Origin of the sequence: Cognaticolwellia aestuarii, assembly GCF_002000025.1 — a bacterium.
In the GTDB taxonomy this organism is placed as follows: Bacteria; Pseudomonadota; Gammaproteobacteria; order Enterobacterales; family Alteromonadaceae; genus Cognaticolwellia; species Cognaticolwellia aestuarii.
Genome location: NZ_MUZV01000009.1, coordinates 112,336 through 137,891, shown reverse-complemented (window position 1 = coordinate 137,891; position 25,556 = coordinate 112,336). Strand labels below are relative to the sequence as shown.

The following is a 25,556-nucleotide window of genomic DNA, read 5'->3' as shown; positions in this document are numbered from 1 at the left end:
ATGACAACAGATGCAGATAAAAACCAAAAACACCAAGAGCGTATGCAACGTATTAAAGACAAAGTTGATGCGCGCATTAATTCAGCACAAGAAGAGCGAGGCTTACTTATTGTTATTACCGGCAATGGTAAAGGTAAGTCAACATCAGGGTTTGGCACGTTAACTCGCGCAGTTGGTCATGGCTATACCGCTGCTGCCTTGCAATTTATTAAAGGCGATTGGGAGTGCGGTGAACGTAATTTATTAGAAAAAAATGGCGTTGAGTTTCATGTGATGGCAACCGGTTTTACCTGGGACACTCAAGATAAATCAAAAGATATCGCAGCAGCAACTAAGGTTTGGGCTCAAGCAAAGCGCTTACTAAAAGATGAAAGTATCGACGTTGTTTTGCTTGATGAGTTAACTTATATGCTGTCATACAAATATTTAGACTTAGACGAAGTCATTGAAGCTATCGTTAATCGACCAGCCATGCAACATGTCATCATTACAGGCCGAGCATGCCATAGAAGTATTATTGAACTTGCCGATACCGTCAGTGAAGTACAACCCCTTAAGCATGCCTTTGACAATGGTATAAAAGCGCAAAAAGGTATTGACTGGTAACCTAAAACACCCTGATAAATTGGAACTAGAATGAAACTTATGCACTATTTTATTGTGTTTTTTCTTTGCTTTACTTTTACGGTCACTGCAAATGAAAGTGGCACCGAGATCACACAAAACAAACCTCGCATCATTGCTTTGGCGCCTCATATTGTTGAAATGCTTTTTGACATTGGTGCTGGTGAGCAAATCATTGCGACAACCGAACATGCCAATTATCCATTATCAGCTCGGGAGATACCTAGAATAGGCAACTCTTTACGTATTCAACTTGAGCGCGTTATTGAATTGCAGCCCGATCTTATTATTGCCTGGCAAAGTGGTAACCCGAGTGATGATTTAGCGCGTATCAAACAGCTTGGTTTTAATGTTGTCTACTCTCAACCTGACACCTTTGATGATGTTGCCAAAGAGTTACGTTTATTCGGAAAATTATCTGGTCACAGTGAACAAGCTGAAAAAGTAGCAAATAAATTTCTATCTGACTTAGCTAAAATAAAGCAGCAATATGGACAAAAAAAACCACTTACCGCTTTTTATGAAGTGTGGTCTCGACCATTAACCACTATTGCCAAAGGCAGTTGGCCACAGCAGTTTTTAGATATTTGCAGTATAAGTAACCCATTTTATCAATCAGATGCTAGGTACCCACAGGTGAACATTGAGCAAATATTACAAACCCATGCCCAGATAATTATCCAACCCTTATCAGAAAACCAAGCAGCTAGAGAAGGATACACTTGGCAGCAATGGCCGATTTTACCGGCAGTAAAGCACCAACAAATTATCAAACTCGATGCCGATGTAGTACACCGAATGACGACACGTAGTTTAAATGCTTTAAACGACTTATGTCAGCAGACTGATATAAGTCGACAGTATTACCAACGAGGTTAGCCACGGTAATAAATGACATTTTATCGTCTTTAGTGCTAGCAAGTGTTTTGCTAAAAACACTTGCTAGCACTAAAAATAATAAATCACATTTAACATCATAGCGTCATGTGAGCCTGACAGTACAATGAACATAGTGCAAAGCCTATAACGCTTTACTTTATTGTATTTACTTGTCTAGTTATTTATTTTACGCTAGGAAGATTAGTTCTTTATCGCTTTACAGGTGCACTGTTGTTAAAAATACTCATCTTAGGTTTATACATTGTATCTTGCTTAGCGCAAGCGAATAATTTACCTATTAATGATAACAATAATGAAAATAAACAACTGACTATGTGTGTTTCTCATTATCCTCCCTATCAAGTGGTAGCCCCAGGTAAAAATCCTATTGGTGAAAATATTGCTGTAACCCATTATTTTTTCAAGCAACAGGGCTTTACTATTCAGCATACCGAAAACAATACTTTTTGGCGTTGTTTAGCAATGTTAGAAGCAGGTAAAGTCGATATTATGTCGGGGTTATTAGATGCGCCAGAGCGCCGAGAATTTGCACACTTATTTGCTTATAGCTCATTGAATAAAAAATCATTCTACGTAAATGATAAGAACCTGAAAATCAGTAGTTTCGCTGACCTCAAAGGCTTAAAAATAGCTGTGATAAGAGACATTAAACAATTTAAACAATTTGATAATGCTCCTGATGGTTTTTTTGAAAAGGTCTATGTCAGTGATCTCGACGCTGCTATTCGGGTATTAGCGGCAGGCAAAGTTGATGTGTTTATTTCAACTAACTTCTTATATCTGAATAAAATAAAAAACCAAGCTAAAGAAAATCAAAATATTGAAGAAATTAAAGTTAAATTAGATAATCATGCGTTATTATTTACCGCGCTATCAAAAAAATCTAAATTCGCCCATCTCGCGCCAGAGTTTGCCAAATTATCAAAAACTATGTATGAAAACGGCGAATTTAAGCAAATCATCCATGAATTTAAATTAAATTATCCTGAATATTATCGCTGATTTTTATGGTATAAAAATCAGCGCGACTGAACTAACGCTATTGAGCTAAAACATTTAGTTAACACTACTCACTTAACAATAATAAAGCTTTATACGCAAACTCGATTTAATGTTGTATCAACGTCAACCGCTGTTTTTTGCTGTAATTCAGCCAACTCTGCAACGGATAATAAGCTACAATTAAGATCTCGACTTAGTTTAACCACTTTAGACATATTATCGTTTATTGACGCCGTTGATTGCTGTTGCTCATTCGTTCCTTGAGCTATCTGCGAGGTTAAAGTGTCAACTTCAGAAAAAACTCTGCCAATTTGTTGTAGTGCATCAACCACCTGCTCTGAGTGAGTTAAGCTCTCTTGTGATAAACTTTGACCACGATTGATAGCATTAACCGCATTAGTCGACTTTTCTTGTAATCCTTCAACCATTGCATGTATTTCAACCGTTGACTCTTGTGTTCGGTGGGCTAAAGCTCTCACTTCATCAGCAACAACAGCAAAACCTCGGCCTTGCTCTCCGGCTCGCGCAGCTTCAATCGCTGCGTTTAGCGCCAATAAGTTGGTTTGATCGGCGATACCTCGAATGACCTCTAGTACTGAGCCAATTCGTGAACATTCTTCTTGTAACAATGCTAAATCAGCGGCCATTGTCGTTACTTCATTAGCAAAGTTTTCAACGCTATGTTGACTGGTATTTGAAGCATGGGTTCCTTGCGTCAAGATGGCGAGTACTTGGCTGGTCGTTTCGCTGACTTGCATGGTACTGTCTGAGAGTGTCGCTGATGTTAAAGCAACTTGGTCAATCGAGTTAGCCATTTGCTCAATTTGGCTAGCAGATTCATCAACGCTAGCAACTGAGTCATTCATTTGAATAGTTAAGGAGGCAGAGCCTTGTTTTAATGTTTCGGATTCATTACGAATATCCCGAATTACATCAGCTAAATTAACAATAAAACTTGATAAATCATTGGTTATTTTCGCCAAATCATCATGGTGATTATCTCGGGCTAACTTACTTGGTGCTTCATCAACACTGACCACCTGATCAATAAATTTTTGTAGCAACACTAACCGCTGAGTAAGCTTGTTTTCGGTATATAAATAACCTATCACTAGCTGCGTAATCACCGTCAAAAATACTAAGGTCAACGTTGTTGTTTTACTAAAACTATCAAAGAATAGCGCTATAGCAATCATGCTAAGTATGCCAATGAACAAGGTCGGTGCTAATAATTTAATACTGAGTCGATTTAACATTATTTATTCCAAATACTAAGTAACAGTTCCATGTTATGCGGGCAATAAGCGACACATAAAAAGTCATCATCACTAAATTATTGTTATTGTTATTGTTAATAGGGTTTACAATATCAGTTGATTAATACTATCAACAACATCATACCCTTACTAAGTTTACAAATAAATTACATGCAATTGTGTTACTTTACTATCTGTTTTTAATATTCATAAAATAAACCAGCAAAGGGTTAGAAATTATTCATTTAATATTCTTAGGATAAGCATATGACTTTCACCACTGTATTAATCATTATTATCGCCACAGGTTCAGTTATCGCCGGCATCTTATTAATAAAACAATCAGCGAGTAAATTTGAATTATCCAAAGCGCAGCAAGACAAAGTTGAGCGTCGAAAAGCTCAGCAACTAGAAAAAGATAAGGAACAAGAATAAATCAACGGGCGCAGGCCTTAGTAGTATCTGTCAGATGTGCCGGTAACAAACTGCATTATTTGCTAATCATTAGACCAGTTTTTTCTTTACTTGTTGGTATAACAACCTAAAATCACTGTATATTTTTCTAAGTTGTTTCCTTCATGAGCTCAATACAGCACTTATTTGATAATAATCAGCAATGGGCTGATAAGATAAAGCAAGAAGATCCTAATTTTTTCAAACATTTATCAGAACAACAAAACCCTGAATACCTCTGGATTGGTTGCTCAGATTCTCGCGTACCTGCTAACGAGCTACTTGGCATGCAACCGGGTGAAGTCTTTGTTCATCGCAATATTGCTAATCAAGTGATCCATACCGATCTCAATTGCCTTTCTGTGATCCAGTTCGCTGTCGATGTATTGAAAATTAAGCATATTATTGTCTGTGGTCACTATGGTTGCGGCGGTGTTATTGCCTCTTTAGATGACAAAAGCCACGGCCTCATTGACAACTGGCTACATCATATAAAAGACGTTTACCGGTTTCATAAAGCCCGCTTAGATGCTGTGGAAGATAAAACAGCTCGCTTAAAACTATTATGTGAACTGAATGTTATAGAGCAAGTTGCCAATGTGTGTAATACCACTATTTTAAAGAATGCTTGGAAAATAAAACAAGATATTACGGTTCATGGTTTTGTTTATAATTTGCATGACGGTATTTTAAAAGACTTAAATGTTTCTGTTGGTAGCAACAAGTAACCTTGCGCTAGGCTTAAACAGGCCGATAGTGCATCAAAGGGCAAATATTAAGTAAAATTTATCCGCACTTGATCGAGCCCGCTTTTGCTATTACTCATCTAGCATAGCTATCGTATCATTAGCCATGCAACAACTTAGCTGAGCTGATATGGACATCTAAAAAGGCGTAACTGATTTACTCAGTTACGCCTTTAATTTTATCAAGCCCGTTATAAATTTACATTGTGATGTCAAAGGTAAATTAGTTGAGCATCGCTAAACGCTCATGTTGCCCTTGTTCGCGCTCAACATAATGAAACCATTGCTTTGCTGTTTTTGCTGATTGGGGAATTTTCTGCGCTTGAGTAAAAGCAATTAGTGCATCATCAAAAGCTTGCAAGTTAAATTTTGCCATACCGATCACTAAATACATGTCACCTTCTCGGCTAATTCCGCCGCGTAACAAGGCTTTATTGGCCGACGTTATCGCCTCTTGCCAACGCTCTAAATTTAAATAAGCTTGCGCAAGTTGCATATCAAACTTGCCCGTGTCTGCAATTTCGGCAGCTTGGGTTAAAATGGGTAAGGCTTTTTCATCTTCTTTGGCTGCAACATAAGCTTGAGCTAACGCTGCTAAGCTTTTTTCACTGGCAACAACAGTTCCGTTAGCGATTGCTTGCTCCAATAAAACCGCAGCTTTATAAGGTACTTGATGAAAGCGGTACAGCTGCGCCAATGTCATTACATCACTTTCTTTGCTGATATGACCTGCTTGCCAAGCGGCTTCCATGACGGCTAATTGCTTATCTTCTTGCCCTAGTTCGCCATACATGCCAGCCAACTGTAGCCAATATTCAGGTTTATCGTAAAGTCGAACAAGTTGTTCAATCACTTTAACTACTTGCAAAGGCTGCTTTAGCTCATAGTAACTTGCACGTTGTAAAATCAGCCAATTCTCCTTCACCGTTGCATTGCTTTGCTCTGCGAGCGAGATCGCTTGCTTAACGGCTTTTATCACCTTCTCAAACTGTTTGTCTTGGTAATATATTTGCGCAAACATAATATGCTGTGAAGCGGTTAACGCTTTGCTGTTATTCGCTTGCCATTGTTGTAAATAGGTTAATGCTTGTGGGTAATCCTGCTGTTGCATTGATAGCTGTGCTAGAGAGTAAAGCGTAGATAAATATAAAGAATCTGGAATTGCTTGCTCTTTTATAACTAACTCAAAATGTTCAATCGCCGAGCTAATATCATCGTTACCGTAATACATAAAAGCGTAAAAGTTCCAGAGCATGGCGCGCTCATAGCTGTTTAAACTATCGATACGCTCTTTTACTTCATCTAGCACCTCAAAACCGGCAATTTTAACCCCTTCATCAGCCAACTTTTGGGCGCGAGCCAGTTGGCTATAAACTCGATTACGCATAGCTGGCACTTTTTTAGCGGTACGCTTGTTGGCCACTTTCGCCGCTTGGGTCTTTGCTGGGCTATCAATAACTTGCCCGTAAGCGAAGTTAATTCCCGCAATACTAGATAAAAATCCTGCACTTAATAAGGTTACAGCTATTTTTTTCATTAGCATGTTCTGCGCTCCTCTTTTGTAAATTCATTGTTATGCTTTCGTTGGCAAGTTAGATGGCTAGCCATCGATGGCAAACGATATTTTATTCTGTACACCGGCTACTTCCATTGCGACTCCATCAACAACACGTGGTTTATATTTGAACTTTAGGGCCGCATCTAACGCGGCTCTGTCAAATATATTCGCTGGCTCCGCACTAACGACAAAGGCATCACGGACAGCACCGGTTTTGGTCACTGTAAACTCAACAATAACAAATCCCTCGATACCACGAGACTGCGCACGTCGCGGATAAATAGGGGCGACTTTCACTATCGGTAAGTAATCACCATCTCCCGTTTCTAAACTTAGCCCACCACTTAAACCACCATCAAGTGCAATGTCTGCACTAAAACTGCTGCCAACCGCTTGAGCATTGGGGTTAGCTTGCGCCATTTGAGGTTGCGCCAAAGGCGGTGGCGGCGTTTTAGGTTTTGCCGGCTTTTGTGGCTTACGTTCTTTTTTTACTACTTGTTGTTCTTTTTTTAAGCGAATAAAGTCAAGTACATTACCTCTTGGTGGCTCAGACATAACCTCACTACCTCCGGCAATCAAAGCTTGCATACCCCAAAGTAAGCCAACCGTTGTGATAACGGCCAAAATTAAACCTAACAAATACCGACTACTGGTTTGCAAAAATACTGACGGTGTCGATGTGACATTGGCCATATTTACTGCTGTCATAACTATGCCTCTTGCGCCGCGATAGAAACATCATAAACACCAGCAGCACGTGCTGAGTCCATTACTTTAATCAATACATCTGTGGTCGCTTTTTTATCCGCTTGAATCACCACAGTACCTTGTGGGTTTTCCGCTTTTAAGCGTTCTATATTGGCTTGCACAGCGCGGACATCAATTCGGCGCTTATTGATCCAAATTTCACCTTTATCACTGATGGCAACTAAGATGTTTGCCCGTTCTTTTTTCACTGCTGTAGCGGCTTCAGGTCGATTAACTTCGATCCCCGCCTCTTTGACAAACGAAGCGGTAACGATAAAGAATATTAAAAGAATAAAGACAACATCCAGCATAGGTGTCATATTTATTTCTTCGCTTTCTTCCTGCTCTTGTAATACTTTATTTAATTGCGAACGCATAATTTTTCTCTTATAAAAGTTTGTACAATGTTGCTAATTGCTTAGCTAACGGTAACTAGTGACCGTTAGCTAAGCTCAGTATTAGTGGTCAACTTCCATAGCATCTTCAAGTAGCTCGGTTTCCCGCTTAGCGTTACGTTGCAGCCAGGTTGCTGCAAATACGCCAGATAGTGAGCCCACCATGCCAGCCATAGTCGGTATCGTTGCACGAGAAACACCTGAAGCCATCGAACGTGCATTACCACTGCCTGAAATTGCCATCACGTCAAATACTTCAATCATTCCCGTTACGGTTCCCAATAAACCAAGTAATGGGCATAACACCACTAAACTTTGAATCAAGGGTAAGTTGGTGCTTAACATGGCACTACCGCGAGCAATTAACGCTAGGCGAATTTGCTCGGCATGCCATGAGTGCTGTTCATCTCGGCTTTGCCAATTATTTTTAAGCTGCTTTTTGACACGACGATAGCCCCAAAACACAAAGAGTAAACGTTCAAAAATTAACAGCCACATCACCGCAATAACAACAGCAATAACGCTTAATACTTGACCGCCGGTGTCAATAAACTCACCGATTGTATTCATTAATTCGATAAACCAAATCATGGTTTATGCTCCTTGCTCGTTGCGCTCCGTCCATTCAGCTCTTTCTGCAATAATACCGGCACTTTGTTGCTGAAGCAGATTGATAATTGAACGACTTCGGGTATGTAACAAGGTAAAAATAAACACCATAGGAATAGCAACAACCAAGCCTAATACGGTAGTCACCAAGGCTTGTGAAATACCACCAGCCATCAATTTAGGATCACCTGTGCCAAATAGAGTTATCGCCTGGAAGGTGTTGATCATACCGGTTACTGTACCAAGTAAACCGATTAAAGGAGCCACCACGGAGATAATTTTAATCAGTGTCAAACGACTCGATAATTTCGGGACTTCTCGTAAAATAGACTCTGATAATTTAAGCTCAAGCGTTTCAGTGTCAGCTTTAGGGTTCTGCTCTTTAACTAACATCACTCGGCCTAATGGGTTATCACTATTAGCCTTATCACTTTTTAACTGACGACTTACCTTGCCACCAATCAAAAATAGAGTTACAAAACGCTCAAGTGCGATCAACAAGCCAACTAAACCTATCGCTAAAATAACATAACCTACCGGACCGCCTTGCTCTATACGTTCTTGCGTATCTGGAGCTTGTACAAGTAAACTTAAAATGGAACCACCGGTTGGGTCTAGCGCAAAAGGCACCGCTTCATTCTTACTCGAACTTAATGCCTGAGCACTACTAAGGTATCGAGCAGATGGTTGGCGAATTAATTCGGCAACAGAGCCTGTTTCATCGATATACTCAAGGTATTTACCATTTGCGATGAGGTTAAAGCCGCCAACTCGCGTAACTTGTGTTTGCTGCTTTTCACCATTGGCCATAACAACGTCACGAGTAAAAGTGTGTACTTTGCCGCTTTGAGTCATTTCACGCTGTAGTTCAAACCATAAACGCTCAATTTCTTCAATGGAGGCTAATTTAGATGATGACCCCATACTTTGTGCCAGTTCATCGAGAAACTCACCTCGTCCGGCTATTTGCGCGGAAACAACTGATGTTTGAAACTTACTTTTAGTATCTCCCGCCACTTGCTGTAATACCCCAAACAACTCCTTTAGCTCGCCCATACGGCGGGTTAACGCCTCGGTTTTATTAGCTAACTTTATTTCATTATCTTGAAATTGAGTTTCTAAACGCGTACTCGTAGCAATAGCTTGATCCCTGGTACTTTGTGCTTGCTTGAGTAAACGCTCTTGCTGATTTACTTTCTGATTAAATTCTTTTTCTCGAGCCTGATTTTGTTTAGTTTGTGCTATCTGGCCATTCTTCAAACGCGACAATAGCTCATCTAAATTATTGGTTTCTTGTGCAAACGTTGGCATCACGACAAGTAGTGAACTTAGCGCTACTGATAGTAGAGATGACTTGATAAAAGTTATTCTGTTGAACGAAATCATATTCATCCTTCCTTATTCAGCTGAGTTCAGTGCCACAGGCACAGTGATTAAATCAGGGGCTAATTGCTTGCGGGCAATACGTAAGGCTTTATTTACCGGTAAACGGTATTCGCCAGAGAGCGGTTGCCAAGATTGCGAAGATTGTTGCCACATACCAAGCTTTTGACCATCTCGCGTTTGATAAACCAAACTCACTCGGCCGATACGTAAAAAGTCGACATCACGTTCAACACCCTCTACGGTTAATAGTCCGGTATATGCTTCGATAGTGCGCCCATAATCAACTTCCACCTGATAAGCCTCTAATACACGGCGAAATTTTTCAGATACAGCAATATCTGCACGCTCTAACATGGCTTTCAACCCAGCTAAACGTTCACTACGTTCAGCGCCAAGGAATGGCATATCAAGCGCAACAAACTCTTCAAGTGTACTGATCATTCTAGCCATCAAGGGCGATATTTGGCGCTCAATAATGCTGACTTGTTCCATTGAAACATCAAGCTGTGATAGCTCTTTTAGTTGATTTTCAATTTGTTTATTCATTTGCTTGTTATAAACATTTAAACCATCAAGCTCTTTATTAACGGTTTTAAACTGCTGAAGTTTCGTTAAAATACTGTTATTAATCGCGTCGACTTTTTGTTGTGATTGGTTTGCCGATTGATTTATCTTTTGGCCCGCAGCTACCACATCGGTTAATTGACTGTCTTGGGCAAATGCAGGCATCGCTATCGCTGCTGCGATTAATGCTAGTTGCATACATTGAGGTAAAATAGTTTGTCTCATTGTTCATAAAACCTTTTAGAAGCGAGAATTATTAAGTGCTAAGTTGTTTAAAAAAACATCAGCAGCTTAATCACTTGGCAAAATTTTAATGCTTCAATATGACAATCGGGTTTCACAAATATTGCAGATTTATGAAATGAGAGAATTGTACCGAGGTGTTCATCGTTTAAGCTTTAGCTTCAAAGTCTTTGGTGTCGTTCAGCTCAAGTCAGTTTAGGTGAGGTATGGTTAAATCCCCCCCTTTTATTATCGATAGTTGAGGTTGTTGCTTTACTCAGTCTATAATAAAGAAAAAACTCTAGGTAAAACTATGCGCTTAATGTGCTGTTTGTTGGTGTTGTATGCTTCTGCTACAAGTGCCACTGCTGTAAAAGTCAGCACAAAAGCACATGCAGATTATCACTTTGCAGCCATTGAACATCTGATTGAGCAAGAAATTGGTAAAATCGTGTTAACACGAATATATCAAGAGTTAGGTCTGCATATAGATATCAGCTCTTTTTCCGGTAACCGTGCGCAATATGAAGCAAACTCAGGACAAAAAGCCGGTGAAATTATGCGTATTTGGACCTACGGTACTGAAAATCCAAACCTCATTCGGGTACCAACGCCCTATTATCATCTAGTTACTACAGCATTTACGCGTAAAGAAAGTGAACTTACTATCAACTATGCTAGCGATCTAGCTGGCTATAAAATTGCTCGCGTGAGAGGTGTTAAGCATACCAATAATATCACCCATAATTTAATTAAAGTGTCCGATAGTCCCTCAACCGAAGCTATGTTTAAGTTATTGCAACAAGGTAATGTCGATATAGCCCTAACCAGTTATCATGACGGGATTGAAGTGTTAAAAAAATTATCCTTAGAAAATGAGATCAACAAAAGCAGACCTTTAGCGAAATTAGAGCTTTATCATTACATCCATAAAGATCATCAAGCGCTAGTGAATAAAGTTGATAATATGATCAAGCAATTAAAAAATAACCGTCAATTAGCGAAAATAATTCAATCTGCTGAGAAAACTGTACTGCATAGTCAGCAAAAACAATAACCCATTATGCTTAAACAGATGCTGTAAATCGGCGCTCAACAAACCTATCTTTTCAGCGTTAAAGATACGGCTTGAACATGCAGCCCTGCAACGCATAATACAATGCCTATTAGCTAACAAGTATTACACATACCATGAAGAAAATTTTTATTATTGGCTTGCCTAGAACCGGTACGACAAGTGTCTGTGCTGCCATGCTCGACTTAGGCTTTAAGGTCGCCCATACCGCCTATACCGAGCGCTCATTTAGCGAAGCACAAGTAATTGCCGACACACCTGCATTTTGTGATTATCAACGTTTAGATAAAGCTTACCCTGAGGCGAAATTTATTTATTTAACAAGAGCAATGGATAAATGGTTACCTTCGATTAAGCAGTTACTTAATCGTATGCATATTAACCTTGAACGTGAAGATGGCGGCTTTAACCCGATAATAAAGCGCTGTTATAAAGCAACATTTAAACCCTATAATTTGGATAACATCAATAGCTTTGAGTTTTTGACGCAATGCTATCAGCAGCATGAGCAACAAGTGCAGCAGTATTTTAAAAACCGTGCAAGCCAATTGTTAGCAATAGATGTTAGCGCCGAACACAGCTACGCTGAACTACTCGATTTTTTAAATATTGATAAAAATAAAGTCGACAATGTGAGTTTTGCAAAGCTCAATGTTGGCGGTAAAGTTACCGCATGGAAAGATATCAAAAACACCTTAAAAGTCGACTCTACCAATAAAGGTAGAGTCACTAAGTTACCCTATTGACCAAAAGTTAAACATTCACTTTACTGGTATTGGGTTTGCTCTGGTGTATGCTTTTTTAGGGGATTGATCAACGCAGCAAAAAATACCGCAAAAGTAATAAAAATGGCTGAAATAAATAAACAAACAACTAAGCCATAAACCTGAAAGATCCAGCCAGATAATACCGTACCGAGTAATCGGCCACAGGCATTGGCCATATAATAAAAACCGACATCAAGTGAAACACCATCTTTATCAGCCATATCGACAATCAAGAAACTGTGTACTGAAGAGTTAATGGCAAATAAAAGCGCAAAGGCGATTAAACCGATAATAATGACCCACTGAGCCGCTACACCGTAGTATAGAAGCAATGCCATAGCCAATGGCACTAGCACTAATATTGCCCCCCACTTAGCCGCATCTTTGCTGCTCGGTGCTTGACCTGAAGGCTTTCGGGTTAATTTAGGTGCAAGCGTTTGCATCAAACCATACAGCACAATCCAGGCAGCAATAAAACCACTGACCCAACTATGCGACCAAGAAAACTCTGCCGCTAAAAAAACAGGCAAGGCAATAACAAACCAAATATCTCGAGCGGCAAACAAAAACAACCTGGCTGCAGAGAGTAAATTAATTGCCCTGCTTTTTGAGAAAATATGATTAAATTTCGGCTTGTTTTTCGCTTTACCCAAATCCGCTTGTAGTTTTATCATGCTAAATAACCAGACCATGATCAACATAATAACCATCACGGCAATTGCGCCCGCAAACCCTAGCCAAGTTAGTAATAAGCCACCAAGAAAAAAACCGATACCTTTTAAGGTATTTTTAGAGCCAGTAAGCAAAGCAACCCAGTGATATAGCTTATGACTTTCACCTCTCGGTACTAGCAGTTTAATTGCACTTTTCGCACTCATTTTATTGAGATCTTTGGCAACCCCAGACAAAGCTTGTGCAGCCATAACATAAAACACAGTCAAAAAATCACTTGGTACCAAGAGCATAGCTAATGCCATCACTTGGAGTGCTAAACCGATATTCATGGTTTTATTTAAGCCTAAACGAGCGCCAAGCCAACCACCAATTAAATTAGTAACAACACCAAAAACTTCATAAAATATAAACAGTAATGCAATATTAAGCGGGCTATAACCCAATTGATGGAAGTACAACACAACCAACATCCTCAAAGCACCATCAGTTAAGGTGAATGCCCAATAATTGCCGGTAATGATTAAATACTGCTTTACCTGAGTGGGTAACCCGCTAAGTGTTTTCATCTATAATATCTGCTATTTGTTGGCGACTTATCAAGTTAACTTATGATTTTCTATATCAGACATTGCCACCATACGAGCAATTTCTGCCGTGCGATTTGCATAGCCCCATTCATTGTCATACCAAACATAAAGCTTAACTTGCGTACCACTAATGACCATAGTTGAAGGTGCATCAACAATACATGATCGTGGATCCGTTTTATAATCAATCGATACTAGCGGGCGCTCTTCAAAGCCTAAAATACCTTTCAGCTCTCCTTCAGCAGCCATTTGTAGATAATTATTCACCTCTTGCTCGCTTGTGGCTCGCTGTAACTCAAAAACACAGTCAGTTAGCGAAGCATTTGCCAGTGGTACACGGACAGCGTGGCCGTTAAGTTTACCTTTTAATTCAGGAAAAATATGGGTAATAGCAGTAGCTGAGCCAGTGGTAGTTGGAATTAAGCTCATGCCACACGCTCTAGCACGACGCAAATCTTTATGGGGTGCATCTAATATGGTTTGCGTATTGGTAATGTCATGGATAGTGGTCATAGAGCCATGCTTAATACCTATTTTTTCATGGATCACTTTTACCACAGGCGCAAGGCAATTAGTGGTGCATGAGGCTGCTGTAACAATACGATGTTGTCTCGCATCATACTCCTGTTCATTCACCCCCATAACTATATTCAACACACCATCTTCTTTAACAGGTGCAGTAACAACTACCCGTTTAACCCCTTGCTCTAAATATGCATTTAATAACGCTTTAGATTTCATCACCCCAGAAGCCTCAATAACGACATCACAATCAGACCAGTCGGTATCATCAATATTAAGATTACGGCTACAGGCAATGGCTTTACCATTGATAACGATATCACCTTCGGCATCTTGAGCTTGATGCTGCCAAATACCATGAACTGAATCAAAGTTCAGCAGATGCGCTAAAGTTTCAGCATTACCTGCGGGATCATTAATTTTAATAATTTCAACATCATCCCAATCATATGCTGCACGCATCGATAAGCGCCCCATACGGCCAAAACCGTTAATACCTATTTTAATCGTCATGATAAATATCCTATTTGTATGTCAAAATGATACTTCAACCTGCTGCGCGGCATAGTTAAGTACTGTATATATATTGTTAAGCACTGTAACAACTTTAGTAAAAACAAGTCTCTACATAAAATTACACACAGCAACTGGCAATACGTGTTGGTCTATCGCCCATATTTTCTAAGGCCTGTAAGTTGTCATGAATAAAGGCTTGGTTTTTACCTAACGTTAAGCTAATAACCTCACTTGCCCAAGTCGGTATATTCGGGTTAATCGTATAAAAAACCCATTGCTTGTGTTTACGTGTTACTAACAAATTGGCATTTTTTAGTACCGCTAAGTGCCGTGATATTTTTGGCTGGCTCGGCTCAGCAAGCGCAGTCATCAGTTCACACACACAAAGCTCACCCTCTTGCGCCATCAGCAATATACTTTTCAACCGAATATCATCGGCGAGATGTTTAAAAAAATCTGTTGGTGTCATTGTCTGCTCATCAAATAGTAATTAACAAAAATTAACATAACATATTTCGTATATATGAAAGTAGTTATATTGTGAATTTGATAAATTATTTAAAAATTACTTTATGTTTTGCTTAATCGGCCGATAGCATTACTAGCGACAATAAGGCCTTTAATATGAATACATTATCAAGCACTAATGCTGCATCCCAATCAGCACCAACACAGTCTTTATCGGTTCGGGAAAAAAATAATGACTCTCTCGATCATATGAAGTACGTTGAAAAGCAATTAACCTCGACATCAAAAGCTCTGGCCGAAGAAAAAGTAACAATATCTGAGCAAGCGTTAGCTATGTTCCGCCAAGATCCTGCACAAGCAGAAAAGGCCACTAGCACATCAGACAGCGCCAACGACAAATTATTAGAAAAAATTAAAGAGCAAATCGAAGCCGTAAAACAAAAACTAAGCCGGATCAAGAATGACAAAGGTGAAGCCGCAGACCAACAGCGTAGACAGTTGCAATTACAATTAGCAACACTAAATGCCAGTATGCTAGATCTATTAGGTAAAAAACTCGACGCGATATAAAGCGATACAATTTCTGGTGTTAATATTTTCTGCTGTTAAAACTTCAAGATTAAGCAGCAAGTTAGTTTTATTTGCTGCCATACATCAAGTGAAATACCTGATTCAAAACAGCTGATTCTGTACAAAATTATGAGTTAAGCGCCTATCAGTACAGTGCTCTCACCCAATAACTCGCACCTAGTCTCTAACATTGCTTTGTTAAAAACTTAAATTTCTACGCTGAACTTTTACTAATCGAGTAATAACAAAGCACTTAGTAAATTATTAAGTGAGCCCCTGCAACTAATATCATTTATTTTAAGTATGTTAGATGTTTTTATCACTAATATTCAAGACAATGTACAATATCAGAACTCTCCAATTTTAGTCATTATCACGAGTCAATCTCATGATCTACTCTATTAAGTGAATAACTTAAATAAGCCCGCTAAGCATTGCCTTAAGCATCACCATAACGATTGAATTTTATCGTTGAACGGCAAAACTCACTCTTGAGCAATAGCTTAATTAATTGTTTACTATCCACTCGTATAGCTAAAGTTTATGTCAGCTAATATTTATTTCTTTATATTTCAATGATCTACTTTTTTGTTAAAATTAATGGTTGAAAGCCTATCAAATAAGAACTATTATCAATCGCGTTATCAATCATATGCGAAGTTTTTACCATGTTTGTTTGTATTTGCAAAGGCATCACAGATCATCAAATTAAGCAATTAGTCAATGAAGCTGGCGTTGGCTCTATGCGTGAGTTAAAACAACACTTACCGCTGGGTTCGCAATGTGGCACTTGTGTCAAAACAGCACAAAATATTATCGATAACACCATTATCGATGAAAGTTTATTTAAAGCAGTTGGTTAACAAGGCCTTAGCTAAACATTAATCGCAACTGATAACAATTCCTATTTTCAAACACTTGTTTTTAAAGGTTTTTTATTAGATACCTTTTGCTTTCTTGATTTTTATTCCTATAATTACAGTCAACATTTAATCATCTTAAATATGAGGCTCTAATGAAAGGTAACCCGACAGTTCTGGCAATACTAAATAAAGTGCTGACCAGTGAACTCACCTCCATCAACCAATACTTTCTTCACGCCCGTATGTATAAAAATTGGGGCATCAATGCACTGAACAGTAAGTGCTATAAAAAATCCATTCTTGATATGAAACAAGCTGATAAAGTTATTGAGCGTATATTATTTCTTGAAGGCTTACCTAACTTACAACAATTAGCCCCCCTTGCTATTGGTGAGCATACTCAAGAGATGATCAGCTGTGATACACGTTTTCAAACTGCACAAATTGACGTAGTGCGTAACGCAATCACGGTCTGCGAACAAGAGCAAGACTATGTTAGTCGCGAAATGCTAGATAGTATTTTGAACGACGAAGAAGAGCACTTAGATTGGTTAGAAACCCAACAGTATCAAATAGACAATATAGGTATTGAAAAATACCTTCAGGCTCAACTATAGCGCAGACATAAGTCGACTCAATTAGAAGGAAAGTTAAAATGAAAGGTAATACTCAAGTTATATCTGCATTAAATGGCCTGCTCGCTTATGAATTAGCGGCGATGGATCAATATTTCATTCATTCAAGCATGTATGAAGACTGGGGCATCATGAAGTTATTTGAACGTATCAGTCATGAGTTTGATGATGAAAAACTGCATGCCTCTATGCTAATCCAACGCATATTATTTCTAGAAGGCAGCCCTGATATGCAGACACGTCACGGTTTGCATATCGGTAAAACAGTACCTGAAATGTTACAAAGTGACTTAGACGTTGAATACGCTGTCGCGACTGCGCTTAGAGCTGCGATTACTTTATGTGAGCAAGAAAAAGATTACGTTACTCGTGAGATGCTAGAAAAACTATTAGACGATACTGAAGTTGATCACGCTTTCTGGTTAGAACAGCAACTCGGGCTAATTAAAACTATTGGCCTTGAAAACTACATTCAATCTCAGTTATAAACTTAGTATTTAACCTGGGCTTTGGTTATTTAGCTAAAAGCTTAGCTGTTCAATGTTTTAACCAAACATATACTATTGAAAGCAATAAAAAAGCCAGTTCATTCTTTGAACTGGCTTTTTACTATGATTTAGCGTGATTGAAGCAAGCTATTATTTAAATTAGCTTAGTTAAAAATCATAAGTGTAACTGACACTAAATATAGTACCAACTTCCTTCGCACGTACTATGATGTCAGATTGCGTCACTTCTTGATCTTCGCCCAGTAAGTTCTTCACTTTAACTTTGATTTTTGAGTTAAAGTCTGGGTAATAAGTATAAACAGCATCTAATGAATGGAACGGCTGCTCTAGTGCATCTTCCCTACCGCCAACACCTGACGCAACAATTCGTTCACCAAAAACATTATAAACCAATGAACTACTGTGATTACCATTAGCGGCATCATAATTTAGCTGTAAGTTAACCACATATTTTGAATGTCCGGTCATACGTTTCTTTGGGTTGGTTAAGTTGCCAGCAAAAGCGGGATCAATAGATACTTCTGAGTCACTCAAAGTAATGTTACCTGAAGTAAAAAATCCGTCGGCTAGCCACGTTAAATCATGTAGCCACTCTGCTTCAATACCATAAACTTCAGCTGTTTTACCGTTAACAAATGACAAAGTATAGTCTTCGTCACCAATAGAAAGTACTGACTCAATTGGTTTTTCAATATCTTTATAGAACAAACCAACGGAGTAGTTATCACCATTATTAGCATAATACTCGTAACGTGCATCATAGTTTTTGATCGGGCTACTTTCCAAGCCAACTCGTCCGATAGTGCGAATATCAGTTAGTGGATCATAGTATGCAACAGGTACTACTTCACGTAAGTCCGGGCGTACCACGGTTTCACCATAGCCAAATCGAATTTGGTAGTCATCGCCACCAATATAAGTAAATGATAAAGCACTAAAGAAGTCATCTTCTATGATACTACCATTTTCGATTTTTTCTTCTGAAAAGAAAATACCTAAATCTTCTTTTTTAAAGATTAAACTCGATGTCGCAAGTGACGTTTGTTTAAACTCTTCATAACGAATACCACCACTTACTCGCCAGGTGTTTTGATAAATCAAATCAAAAGCACCGTAGCCCGCATCAATTTTTTGTCCGGCAATATAGTCATCGGCATCAGGCGCTGTTGGCTCATTAAAATCAACCAAAATGCTATTGCCATCAAGTAGTTCATCACTAATGTAATTTGTCACACCTAGCACAGAATCTGCACCACTATTGACCGGAATTTTAACCCCGCTGTCGTTATTTACCGTAAAACTTGATGTGGTGTAATAACGGCCTTTATCAGAAAAGTCATAGCCAGCTTTAAACTCAAGTTCAATATCAGAAAAATACAACGGCAGAGTCACATTACCACTATAAGACTTAACGTCATCTTCTAGAGATAAATAAGAGTAAACCACCCGGTTATCATCACCTGTAATTGCCGAGCTTTGATATGCTCCATCACTGTAAGTATCAATAAATTTATACTTAACATCTGTTGGAATATCCGTTTCTGCTGTCGACTCAGTATATTGCCAGTCAAATCCTAAACCGGCATAGTCTGTAAAGGTATGCTTACCAGTAAACTGCATGATTTTTAACGAACGTTCTTCATAATTAAACTCATGTGAACGTTGCGCTTGGCCATTACCAAAAATGGTATCAACCGTACTGCCATTTGGGCTTTCAATAATACCGATAACACTCTCATCTTCGTTATCTTCAAGGTAAATATTACTCCAAGCTAACTTATGGTTATCAAGCTGATAGCCGAGATTAAACACGGCACTTAAGCGCTCACTTTCAGTGGTGACTTGCGATGTTTTTACTGTGTTATAACAGGCGTTTGCAATCTGCTCATTGGTTAGCAAAGTTTCACTACAGTTATCAGAAAAATTTTCACTTACCACTGCCGACTTTTTATTAGCAAATTGCCATTTATTATCGTAAGAAACTGCGGCTAGAAATCCTATTTGACCACCAAAATAGCTTTCATCGAATGAGTTGCCCAGGCTCGCTTTAACATTATAAGTGGGATCTAATGACTCATCTTTCATCACCATATTACGTGGTAGTGATTTTAATAAGTTTTGATTCAAGGTTGTGGCTTGCTCACCACGAGTCGCAGTATCATTATCAACCAAATTATCAGTTAAAATAATATTACGTAGCGAGAAATCACCTTTGTATTGCACAATACCGTTTTTTAGCTCAGTGGATAAGCCATTGCCTTGGCGCTCATAAGTAAAGCCGTCTTGTGAGTTTTCGTCGTAAGCGAGACCCACTTCAAAACTAGCAACAAAATCTTTCGGTACTGATTTAGTACGAATATCAATAGCGCCACCACCAAATGCTGCTGGCATTGAAGGTGAATAAGACTTTTGCACTGATAAGCTTTCAATAATACTGGCAGGGAAAATATCCAGCGGTACGACATTACGTGTTAAGTCTGGGCTTGGGATGTTAGCGCCATTTAAGCGTGCGCTTGAGTATCGTTCACCTAAACCGCGCACATAGATATATTTTCCATCAACTAAGGTTAAGCCTGTTACACGTCTTAATGCTGACGCCGCATCACTATCACCAGTTTTCGAAATTTGTTCTGAACCGAGAATATCAGCAACAAATGCTTGGTTGCGACGTTCTTCAATAACCGCCGCGGCACTTCCTTGTAATCGAGTTGCTTTTACTACGACTTCTTCCATTACCTCGTTCTCGGCGAGTGCTTCTTGGGCAAACACATTTGGAATATTGGCTAATAATCCCAGACCTACAGCGAGAGAAACTCTTTTAAGTCTATGTTGAGTTGTCATGTTTAAATCCTGCTTCTAAATCAAGTTAAAAAAAGACGCAACCTATGCTGCGTCTTATTGCTTATTAGCGTTAATTAATCTTGATCTGCTGCTGCAACAGCGGCTTCAACCCACTTATACCAATCAGAGTTGGTATCTGCTTCTGATACTGCACCAATGTAATTGCCCGCTTGGAAGAAGGCACCTAAACCAGATAAGTCATTGGCAGCAACCGTAATATCTGCAGAATCAACATCAGTAGCAAAGGCATTCGCCAAGACACTTGATGTGCTAGCTATACGTACGCTAGCACCGCTGTTATCAAACCAATCCGCTTTAGCTGTACCCGTTAAAGCAGCCGGTTCTTGGCCTGAAACAAAAGTTTGTTCGCCTTTAAACTCATTAACACAGGCCATAACAGAGTTAGAGAACGAGACGGCATCAACATTAATTTCGCCATCAGATTTATGTTCAATACAGTTGGTTCCATTCGTGCCATCTTCTTTAACAATCAACACGTTGTAGTACATAGACTTGATTGCATCATCAAATTTAAAAGCTTGTGAAGGGTCGTTATCGCGTACTGATTTACCATCCGTTGTAATTACAGTAACGTTAGCAAATGTAGGGTTCGATGTTGGCGCCTCTGAGTATTCTGCACCACCATTTTTCTCACCGTCAGTTTCGAAACCGTTGTTACCCATAAAAACTTCTGAGCCGACAGGGAATATTCTTTCATCTTCAACAATCACACCATCTTCAACGACAGCTGGAATAATCACTTCTTTTTTGGTTTCTACTGTGCCGTGTTTAACAAAAATGTATTGCCCGTTACCTTGCCAACCTGCGTCAACATCGATAGCGTCATCCTGTGTATCAGTTACAGCAATATGACTAATTGATGCCGCGCCACCAAAGAACTCGATACCATCGTCAAAACCTTGATGAATGTGAATATAATCAAATGTTGAAGCAGAGCCAACACCGTTTAATGTCAGTGAATTAAGGTCATCCCCTTCGCCACCTGAACGAGGACCAGAGCCAGCATACCAAATTTTTGCAAATTCAATTGTCCCGCTATTGTCTGCATTGTTATTACCACCGTAGTAGCTAGTAACACCTTCGGTTGATACATTACAGGTTGTCGCCGCACGCTGTGCGTCTGTGCATTGGTTAGTAATACCGAAACCATTAATAATAATGCCACCCCAGTCAGCAAACTGAGCACCATCACCAACAACATCTAAGCGCTCATAAGCGTTAGCTGATGTAAAAGTAATTGGCTTTTCTAAGGTACCAATAGCATTGATTTTCGCGCCACGTGCAATACGTATAATTGCTTCACCTGAAGTAAAAGCCAAGTTAGCTCCTTCAGAAATCGTAAGCGTTGGGCCATTTGCAGTAACGGTACAACCTGTAGTGGTGTCACAGTCTTTGCCCATCAGAAGTGCGCCATTAAAAACATGCACGCCATCATTAGGTAATTCAGTGAACACTAAATCAGTTTCAACTTGAATGTTTTTGCTAGCAAAGGCTGCCGTATAATTACAGTCACGACCATCATATGAGCCTTGAAGCTCTCCACGGCTTGCACAAGGGTTAGTACCACCTGTGTCTGTACCACCATCGGTGTTATTTGAGTTATTAGTGCTGTTATCGACACTGTTATCATTTACGGTTGGCTCAATCTTAATGTCACCACCACAACCAACTAAAGCCATAGCACTTACAATTACACTTACTTTAAATAGATTTTTGATACTCATTACAGTTCTGCTCCGCAGATTTATTATTAAAAAATTTGCGATAATAGTACGGAGGAAAAATGACAAAATTGTTGAAATAATGTGTAGTTTTTATTTCACTAGTTTGACAAGCAGATGACAGTATTAAATAAAAAAAATCATCATACCCGCTAGAAACAAAAAACAAAAAGACAAATAAAGGCATTAAATACAATAAGTTAAACAAAAAAATAAATTTAAAAAAAGAACTATGGCAAAGAAACATTAGCGAGTTAAAGCAATAGTTTTATTCACATCAAAATTTAGTGGTATAAAAAAACCGAGCATAGTTGCTCGGTTTTTGTGTTTACTTTAGTTAATCGGTTCGCACCGATTGACAATTGCTTAAGGCATCATCTCGTCTTGATCTGCACCTTCTTTTTCAATCACTTCAGGGATAAGGTCTTCTTTTGAAATACCTAATGCTAAAGCAACAGAGCTCGCAACATATACTGATGAGTACGTACCAACAAACACCCCTAAAAGTAATGCTGTAGCAAAACCATGTATTAATGCTCCGCCTTTAAAGAACAAAGCAGCTAATACCAATAAGGTCGTAATTGAGGTAATAACAGTACGAGATAAGGTTTGTGTTAAAGAGATATTAATTATTTCTTCAGCACCACCAACACGAACTTTTCTGAAGTTTTCTCGAATACGATCTGAGACCACAATAGTATCGTTAAGTGAGTACCCAATTACCGCCAGTATTGCCGCAAGTACTGTTAAATCAAACTCTAGCTGTAAAACAGAGAATAAGCCCAGTGTCAGTAAAACATCGTGAAACAAAGCAAAAACAGAGCCTAAAGCAAAGCGCCACTCAAAACGAAACGCAACATAAACCAAGATACAGATTAATGCGGTCAGCATAGCTAAACCACCCTGCTCAGCTAATTCATCACCCACACTTGCACCAACAAACTCGATACGACGCATATCGATAGTTTCGCCGGTACCTGATTGAAGAATATCAAGCACTTGGTTACCTAGCATTTCAGCTTTAACGTCTTCACGTGTTGCTAAACGGATAACAACATCACGACTTGAACCATAAAATTTAACAACAGCATCATCAAAGCCATTTGTGTCCATGATTTCGCGGATCTTGTTTAAATCAGCAGTTTTATCAAAACCAATCTCAATTAACGTACCGCCAGTGAAATCTAAACCGAAATTCAGTTTATTTGTTGCCAAAGAAAAAACCGAAGCAAGCATAAGTACAAGACTTAATAGTAATGCTGCCTTGCGGTAACTCATGAAGGCAACAGTATTTTTTAATTGTAAAATTTGCATAATATTGAAGCCTTACTTATATAGACAGTTTATCGAGGCGTTTACCACCCCAAACAGCGTTAACAACAGTACGAGTACCAACAACCGCAGTAAACATTGAAGTAATAATACCGATTGATAAGGTAATCGCGAAACCTTTGATAGGCCCAGTACCAACAGCAAATAAAATCAAGGCAGCAATTAACGTCGTGATGTTAGCATCAATAATCGTTGAAAATGCAGCATCATAACCTTGATGAATTGATTGCTGAATCGACTTACCAGCACGCATTTCTTCACGAATACGCTCAAAAATAAGCACGTTAGCATCTACAGCCATACCGACGGTTAGTACGATACCCGCCATACCAGGTAAAGTTAAAGCTGCACCAGGGATCATTGACATAACACCAATAATCAACACTAAGTTAGCACCTAAACCTAAGTTAGCAACCACACCAAAAGCACGGTAGTAAATCAACATAAATGCGAATACTAAAGCAAAACCTAACATGATAGCTTGGAAGCCTAATTGGACGTTTTCAGCACCCAATGTTGGCCCAACAGTACGCTCTTCTACAATTTGAATAGGCGCAACTAAAGCACCTGCTCGCAGTAATAGCGCCAGGTTATGTGCTTCAGCTTGGCTTCCCGCCCCCGTAATTCTGAAAGTTTTACCTAAACGTGCTTGAATAGTCGCGACACTGATCACTTCTTCAACTTTCTCAAAGATAGTATTGCCTTGAGCATCGACACGATTGGTCGGTTTAAACTCAATAAATACCGTCGCCATTGGCTTGCCAATATTGCTCTTAGTACTGTTTGACATTTTGTTACCGCCAGCAGAATCTAGAGTAATATTCACTTGTGGGCGGCTATATTCATCAAAGCTTGAACCGGCATCAACAATATGATCACCTGTAAGCATGACGCGTTTTTTCAACAGTACCGGTTGACCGCTTCGCTCTTTTAATAATTGTGAGCTACCCGGAACACGGCCATTAAGTGCTGCACTTAAATCACCTTCGGTATCAACTAGGCGAAATTCAATAGTTGCAGTGGCACTTAAGATCTCTTTTGCTTTTGCCGTATCTTGGACACCTGGTAATTCAATAACAATATGTTTTTTACCTTGGCGCTGCACTAACGGCTCAGCAACACCGAGCTCGTTGACACGATTACGAATAATAGTAATGTTTTGTTGAAGCGCGTACTCGCGAGTTTCTTTTAATTTTTGCTCACTCATCTTAGCAGATAACGTTAAGTTACTTTCATCACTGCTAAACAATAAATCACGATTTTGCTTTTCTAAAAAAGACTCCGCATTAGCTAAGTCTTCAGCATTACGAAACTGAATATTGATGGCATCGTTAACTTGTTTAACCGAACGATAACGAATATTTTCCGTGCGTAAGCCTGTTCTAAAATCATCAACTAAACTTTTTTGCACCTTAACAATAGCTTCCTGCATGTTAACTTCCATCAAGAAGCTAACACCACCACTTAAATCTAGGCCTAACTTCATTGGCGTACCGCCAATACTAGCTAACCATTGTGGTGTTGCTGGTGTCAGATTTAACGCAACTGAGTATTGGTCGCCAATACTGTCATCGAGTAAATCACGCGCGCGTAATTGTTGTTCAGTATCTTTAAAACGAGCCAAAATTTGGCCACCTTCCATTGAGATACTTGCGTAAGATATTTTATTTTCGTCTAGATGAGATTTAACTGTATCTAAAGTTGCGGCAGTTGTTTCTATGCCACGTAAACCAGAAACCTGTACCGCAGGATCTTCAGGATATAGATTTGGCAACGCATAGATTGCACCAATAGCAACTATAAATAGCACCATTAATGTCTTCCATAATGGATATTTGTTTAACACAATATCATCCTATTTTCTTTTAAATCACTCGAATATAACGATTTAATATTGGAGTGAAATTTATAAATTTTTCATTGTTATAGTTACTCAAAAGTGCCAATTGATAATGATATCAACTAGCACTTTTAATATCGCTATAGCTAAAC

The 25,556-nt window shown here is 39.0% G+C and carries 25 protein-coding genes; 11 read left to right on the top strand and 14 right to left on the bottom strand.

The window, feature by feature from the left end; all coding sequences use genetic code 11:
- From cobO to B0169_RS14485, 3 genes are all read left to right on the top strand, one after another.
- Window positions 1–606: a cob(I)yrinic acid a,c-diamide adenosyltransferase gene (gene cobO / locus B0169_RS14495; RefSeq protein WP_077287034.1), complete on the top strand. Its 606-nt coding sequence runs from the start codon at window positions 1–3 to the stop codon at window positions 604–606.
- A gap of 30 nt (window positions 607–636) precedes the next feature.
- Window positions 637–1,503: a cobalamin-binding protein gene (locus B0169_RS14490; RefSeq protein WP_077287031.1), complete on the top strand. Its 867-nt coding sequence runs from the start codon at window positions 637–639 to the stop codon at window positions 1,501–1,503.
- 231 nt (window positions 1,504–1,734) lie between these two features.
- Window positions 1,735–2,526 carry a substrate-binding periplasmic protein gene (locus B0169_RS14485; RefSeq protein WP_077287028.1) on the top strand — a complete coding sequence of 264 codons (792 nt, stop codon included), beginning with the start codon at window positions 1,735–1,737 and terminating at the stop codon, window positions 2,524–2,526.
- 89 nt (window positions 2,527–2,615) lie between these two features.
- Here the strand turns inward: B0169_RS14485 and B0169_RS14480 are convergent, their stop codons facing one another.
- Complete coding sequence (locus B0169_RS14480) at window positions 2,616–3,782, bottom strand: methyl-accepting chemotaxis protein (RefSeq protein WP_077287026.1); 1,167 nt, start codon at window positions 3,780–3,782, stop codon at window positions 2,616–2,618.
- Between the two features lie 267 nt (window positions 3,783–4,049).
- Here B0169_RS14480 and B0169_RS14475 point away from each other — a divergent pair, with 267 nt between their 5' ends.
- Window positions 4,050–4,217 carry a DUF2897 family protein gene (locus B0169_RS14475; protein WP_077287023.1) on the top strand — a complete coding sequence of 56 codons (168 nt, stop codon included), beginning with the start codon at window positions 4,050–4,052 and terminating at the stop codon, window positions 4,215–4,217.
- 143 nt (window positions 4,218–4,360) lie between these two features.
- On the top strand, window positions 4,361–4,963 hold the full coding sequence (gene can / locus B0169_RS14470; protein ID WP_077287020.1) for a carbonate dehydratase: 603 nt from the start codon (window positions 4,361–4,363) through the stop codon (window positions 4,961–4,963).
- 241 nt (window positions 4,964–5,204) lie between these two features.
- On the opposite strand, the gene B0169_RS14465 is transcribed toward can, so the two are convergent.
- The 6 genes from B0169_RS14465 to B0169_RS14440 all read right to left on the bottom strand — a co-directional run bounded on the left by B0169_RS14465 (window position 5,205) and on the right by B0169_RS14440 (window position 10,465).
- Entirely contained in the window at window positions 5,205–6,518 is a 1,314-nt protein-coding gene (locus B0169_RS14465; protein WP_143323560.1) for a tetratricopeptide repeat protein, read from the bottom strand.
- Window positions 6,519–6,581: 63 nt separating this feature from the next.
- Entirely contained in the window at window positions 6,582–7,127 is a 546-nt protein-coding gene (locus tag B0169_RS14460; protein ID WP_412842143.1) for an energy transducer TonB, read from the bottom strand.
- Window positions 7,128–7,249: 122 nt separating this feature from the next.
- The gene (locus tag B0169_RS14455; protein ID WP_077287011.1) at window positions 7,250–7,663 is read right to left on the bottom strand and encodes an ExbD/TolR family protein; all 414 of its coding nucleotides are present in this window, start codon (window positions 7,661–7,663) and stop codon (window positions 7,250–7,252) included.
- Window positions 7,664–7,744: 81 nt separating this feature from the next.
- Window positions 7,745–8,272: a MotA/TolQ/ExbB proton channel family protein gene (locus tag B0169_RS14450; protein WP_077287008.1), complete on the bottom strand. Its 528-nt coding sequence runs from the start codon at window positions 8,270–8,272 to the stop codon at window positions 7,745–7,747.
- A 3-nt stretch (window positions 8,273–8,275) separates the two neighbouring features.
- Window positions 8,276–9,676, bottom strand: coding sequence for a MotA/TolQ/ExbB proton channel family protein (locus B0169_RS14445; RefSeq protein ID WP_143323559.1), 1,401 nt, complete (start codon window positions 9,674–9,676; stop codon window positions 8,276–8,278).
- 12 nt (window positions 9,677–9,688) lie between these two features.
- Window positions 9,689–10,465: a DUF3450 domain-containing protein gene (locus tag B0169_RS14440; protein ID WP_235838582.1), complete on the bottom strand. Its 777-nt coding sequence runs from the start codon at window positions 10,463–10,465 to the stop codon at window positions 9,689–9,691.
- 310 nt (window positions 10,466–10,775) lie between these two features.
- Here B0169_RS14440 and B0169_RS14435 point away from each other — a divergent pair, with 310 nt between their 5' ends.
- Window positions 10,776–11,519 carry a substrate-binding periplasmic protein gene (locus B0169_RS14435; protein ID WP_077287003.1) on the top strand — a complete coding sequence of 248 codons (744 nt, stop codon included), beginning with the start codon at window positions 10,776–10,778 and terminating at the stop codon, window positions 11,517–11,519.
- Between the two features lie 134 nt (window positions 11,520–11,653).
- Window positions 11,654–12,283: a sulfotransferase gene (locus tag B0169_RS14430; RefSeq protein ID WP_077287001.1), complete on the top strand. Its 630-nt coding sequence runs from the start codon at window positions 11,654–11,656 to the stop codon at window positions 12,281–12,283.
- A 20-nt stretch (window positions 12,284–12,303) separates the two neighbouring features.
- Here B0169_RS14430 and arsJ read toward each other — a convergent pair whose 3' ends face one another.
- From arsJ to B0169_RS14415, 3 genes are all read right to left on the bottom strand, one after another.
- Window positions 12,304–13,545, bottom strand: a complete 1,242-nt coding sequence (gene arsJ, locus B0169_RS14425) for an organoarsenical effux MFS transporter ArsJ (protein WP_077286999.1) — start codon at window positions 13,543–13,545, stop codon at window positions 12,304–12,306.
- Between the two features lie 30 nt (window positions 13,546–13,575).
- Window positions 13,576–14,601 (bottom strand): ArsJ-associated glyceraldehyde-3-phosphate dehydrogenase, encoded by a 1,026-nt coding sequence (locus B0169_RS14420; RefSeq protein WP_077286997.1) that lies wholly within the window; start codon window positions 14,599–14,601, stop codon window positions 13,576–13,578.
- Window positions 14,602–14,722: 121 nt separating this feature from the next.
- Entirely contained in the window at window positions 14,723–15,073 is a 351-nt protein-coding gene (locus tag B0169_RS14415) for a metalloregulator ArsR/SmtB family transcription factor (protein ID WP_077286995.1), read from the bottom strand.
- A 155-nt stretch (window positions 15,074–15,228) separates the two neighbouring features.
- On the opposite strand from B0169_RS14415, the gene B0169_RS14410 reads away from it, so the two are divergent.
- The 4 genes from B0169_RS14410 (at window position 15,229) to bfr (B0169_RS14395) (ending at window position 17,628) form a co-directional block, all read left to right on the top strand.
- Complete coding sequence (locus B0169_RS14410) at window positions 15,229–15,642, top strand: hypothetical protein (RefSeq protein WP_077286992.1); 414 nt, start codon at window positions 15,229–15,231, stop codon at window positions 15,640–15,642.
- 668 nt (window positions 15,643–16,310) lie between these two features.
- A complete protein-coding gene (locus B0169_RS14405; RefSeq protein ID WP_077286989.1) occupies window positions 16,311–16,505 on the top strand; it encodes a bacterioferritin-associated ferredoxin in 195 nt (64 codons plus the stop codon).
- Window positions 16,506–16,657: 152 nt separating this feature from the next.
- Window positions 16,658–17,122, top strand: a complete 465-nt coding sequence (bfr, locus tag B0169_RS14400) for a bacterioferritin (RefSeq protein ID WP_077286986.1) — start codon at window positions 16,658–16,660, stop codon at window positions 17,120–17,122.
- A gap of 38 nt (window positions 17,123–17,160) precedes the next feature.
- Complete coding sequence (bfr, locus tag B0169_RS14395; RefSeq protein WP_077286983.1) at window positions 17,161–17,628, top strand: bacterioferritin; 468 nt, start codon at window positions 17,161–17,163, stop codon at window positions 17,626–17,628.
- Between the two features lie 168 nt (window positions 17,629–17,796).
- Here bfr (B0169_RS14395) and B0169_RS14390 read toward each other — a convergent pair whose 3' ends face one another.
- The 4 genes from B0169_RS14390 to secD all read right to left on the bottom strand — a co-directional run bounded on the left by B0169_RS14390 (window position 17,797) and on the right by secD (window position 25,410).
- Complete coding sequence (locus tag B0169_RS14390) at window positions 17,797–20,490, bottom strand: TonB-dependent receptor plug domain-containing protein (RefSeq protein ID WP_077286980.1); 2,694 nt, start codon at window positions 20,488–20,490, stop codon at window positions 17,797–17,799.
- Window positions 20,491–20,564: 74 nt separating this feature from the next.
- Window positions 20,565–22,235, bottom strand: coding sequence for a hypothetical protein (locus tag B0169_RS14385; protein WP_077286976.1), 1,671 nt, complete (start codon window positions 22,233–22,235; stop codon window positions 20,565–20,567).
- Window positions 22,236–22,598: 363 nt separating this feature from the next.
- Window positions 22,599–23,546, bottom strand: coding sequence for a protein translocase subunit SecF (gene secF / locus B0169_RS14380; RefSeq protein WP_077286973.1), 948 nt, complete (start codon window positions 23,544–23,546; stop codon window positions 22,599–22,601).
- A gap of 16 nt (window positions 23,547–23,562) precedes the next feature.
- On the bottom strand, window positions 23,563–25,410 hold the full coding sequence (gene secD, locus B0169_RS14375; protein WP_077286970.1) for a protein translocase subunit SecD: 1,848 nt from the start codon (window positions 25,408–25,410) through the stop codon (window positions 23,563–23,565).
- Between the last annotated feature and the right edge of the window lie 146 nt (window positions 25,411–25,556).

Coding starts and splice junctions, on each gene's coding strand:
- cobO (WP_077287034.1), top strand. CDS start 1: ATGACAACAGATGCAGATAAAAACCAAAAACACCAAGAGCGTATGCAA.
- B0169_RS14490 (WP_077287031.1), top strand. CDS start 637: ATGAAACTTATGCACTATTTTATTGTGTTTTTTCTTTGCTTTACTTTT.
- B0169_RS14480 (WP_077287026.1), bottom strand. CDS start 3,782: ATGTTAAATCGACTCAGTATTAAATTATTAGCACCGACCTTGTTCATT.
- B0169_RS14475 (WP_077287023.1), top strand. CDS start 4,050: ATGACTTTCACCACTGTATTAATCATTATTATCGCCACAGGTTCAGTT.
- can (WP_077287020.1), top strand. CDS start 4,361: ATGAGCTCAATACAGCACTTATTTGATAATAATCAGCAATGGGCTGAT.
- B0169_RS14465 (WP_143323560.1), bottom strand. CDS start 6,518: ATGAAAAAAATAGCTGTAACCTTATTAAGTGCAGGATTTTTATCTAGT.
- B0169_RS14460 (WP_412842143.1), bottom strand. CDS start 7,127: ATGCAAGCTTTGATTGCCGGAGGTAGTGAGGTTATGTCTGAGCCACCA.
- B0169_RS14455 (WP_077287011.1), bottom strand. CDS start 7,663: ATGCGTTCGCAATTAAATAAAGTATTACAAGAGCAGGAAGAAAGCGAA.
- B0169_RS14450 (WP_077287008.1), bottom strand. CDS start 8,272: ATGATTTGGTTTATCGAATTAATGAATACAATCGGTGAGTTTATTGAC.
- B0169_RS14445 (WP_143323559.1), bottom strand. CDS start 9,676: ATGATTTCGTTCAACAGAATAACTTTTATCAAGTCATCTCTACTATCA.
- B0169_RS14440 (WP_235838582.1), bottom strand. CDS start 10,465: ATGAGACAAACTATTTTACCTCAATGTATGCAACTAGCATTAATCGCA.
- B0169_RS14435 (WP_077287003.1), top strand. CDS start 10,776: ATGCGCTTAATGTGCTGTTTGTTGGTGTTGTATGCTTCTGCTACAAGT.
- B0169_RS14430 (WP_077287001.1), top strand. CDS start 11,654: ATGAAGAAAATTTTTATTATTGGCTTGCCTAGAACCGGTACGACAAGT.
- arsJ (WP_077286999.1), bottom strand. CDS start 13,545: ATGAAAACACTTAGCGGGTTACCCACTCAGGTAAAGCAGTATTTAATC.
- B0169_RS14420 (WP_077286997.1), bottom strand. CDS start 14,601: ATGACGATTAAAATAGGTATTAACGGTTTTGGCCGTATGGGGCGCTTA.
- B0169_RS14415 (WP_077286995.1), bottom strand. CDS start 15,073: ATGACACCAACAGATTTTTTTAAACATCTCGCCGATGATATTCGGTTG.
- B0169_RS14410 (WP_077286992.1), top strand. CDS start 15,229: ATGAATACATTATCAAGCACTAATGCTGCATCCCAATCAGCACCAACA.
- B0169_RS14405 (WP_077286989.1), top strand. CDS start 16,311: ATGTTTGTTTGTATTTGCAAAGGCATCACAGATCATCAAATTAAGCAA.
- bfr (WP_077286986.1), top strand. CDS start 16,658: ATGAAAGGTAACCCGACAGTTCTGGCAATACTAAATAAAGTGCTGACC.
- bfr (WP_077286983.1), top strand. CDS start 17,161: ATGAAAGGTAATACTCAAGTTATATCTGCATTAAATGGCCTGCTCGCT.
- B0169_RS14390 (WP_077286980.1), bottom strand. CDS start 20,490: ATGACAACTCAACATAGACTTAAAAGAGTTTCTCTCGCTGTAGGTCTG.
- B0169_RS14385 (WP_077286976.1), bottom strand. CDS start 22,235: ATGAGTATCAAAAATCTATTTAAAGTAAGTGTAATTGTAAGTGCTATG.
- secF (WP_077286973.1), bottom strand. CDS start 23,546: ATGCAAATTTTACAATTAAAAAATACTGTTGCCTTCATGAGTTACCGC.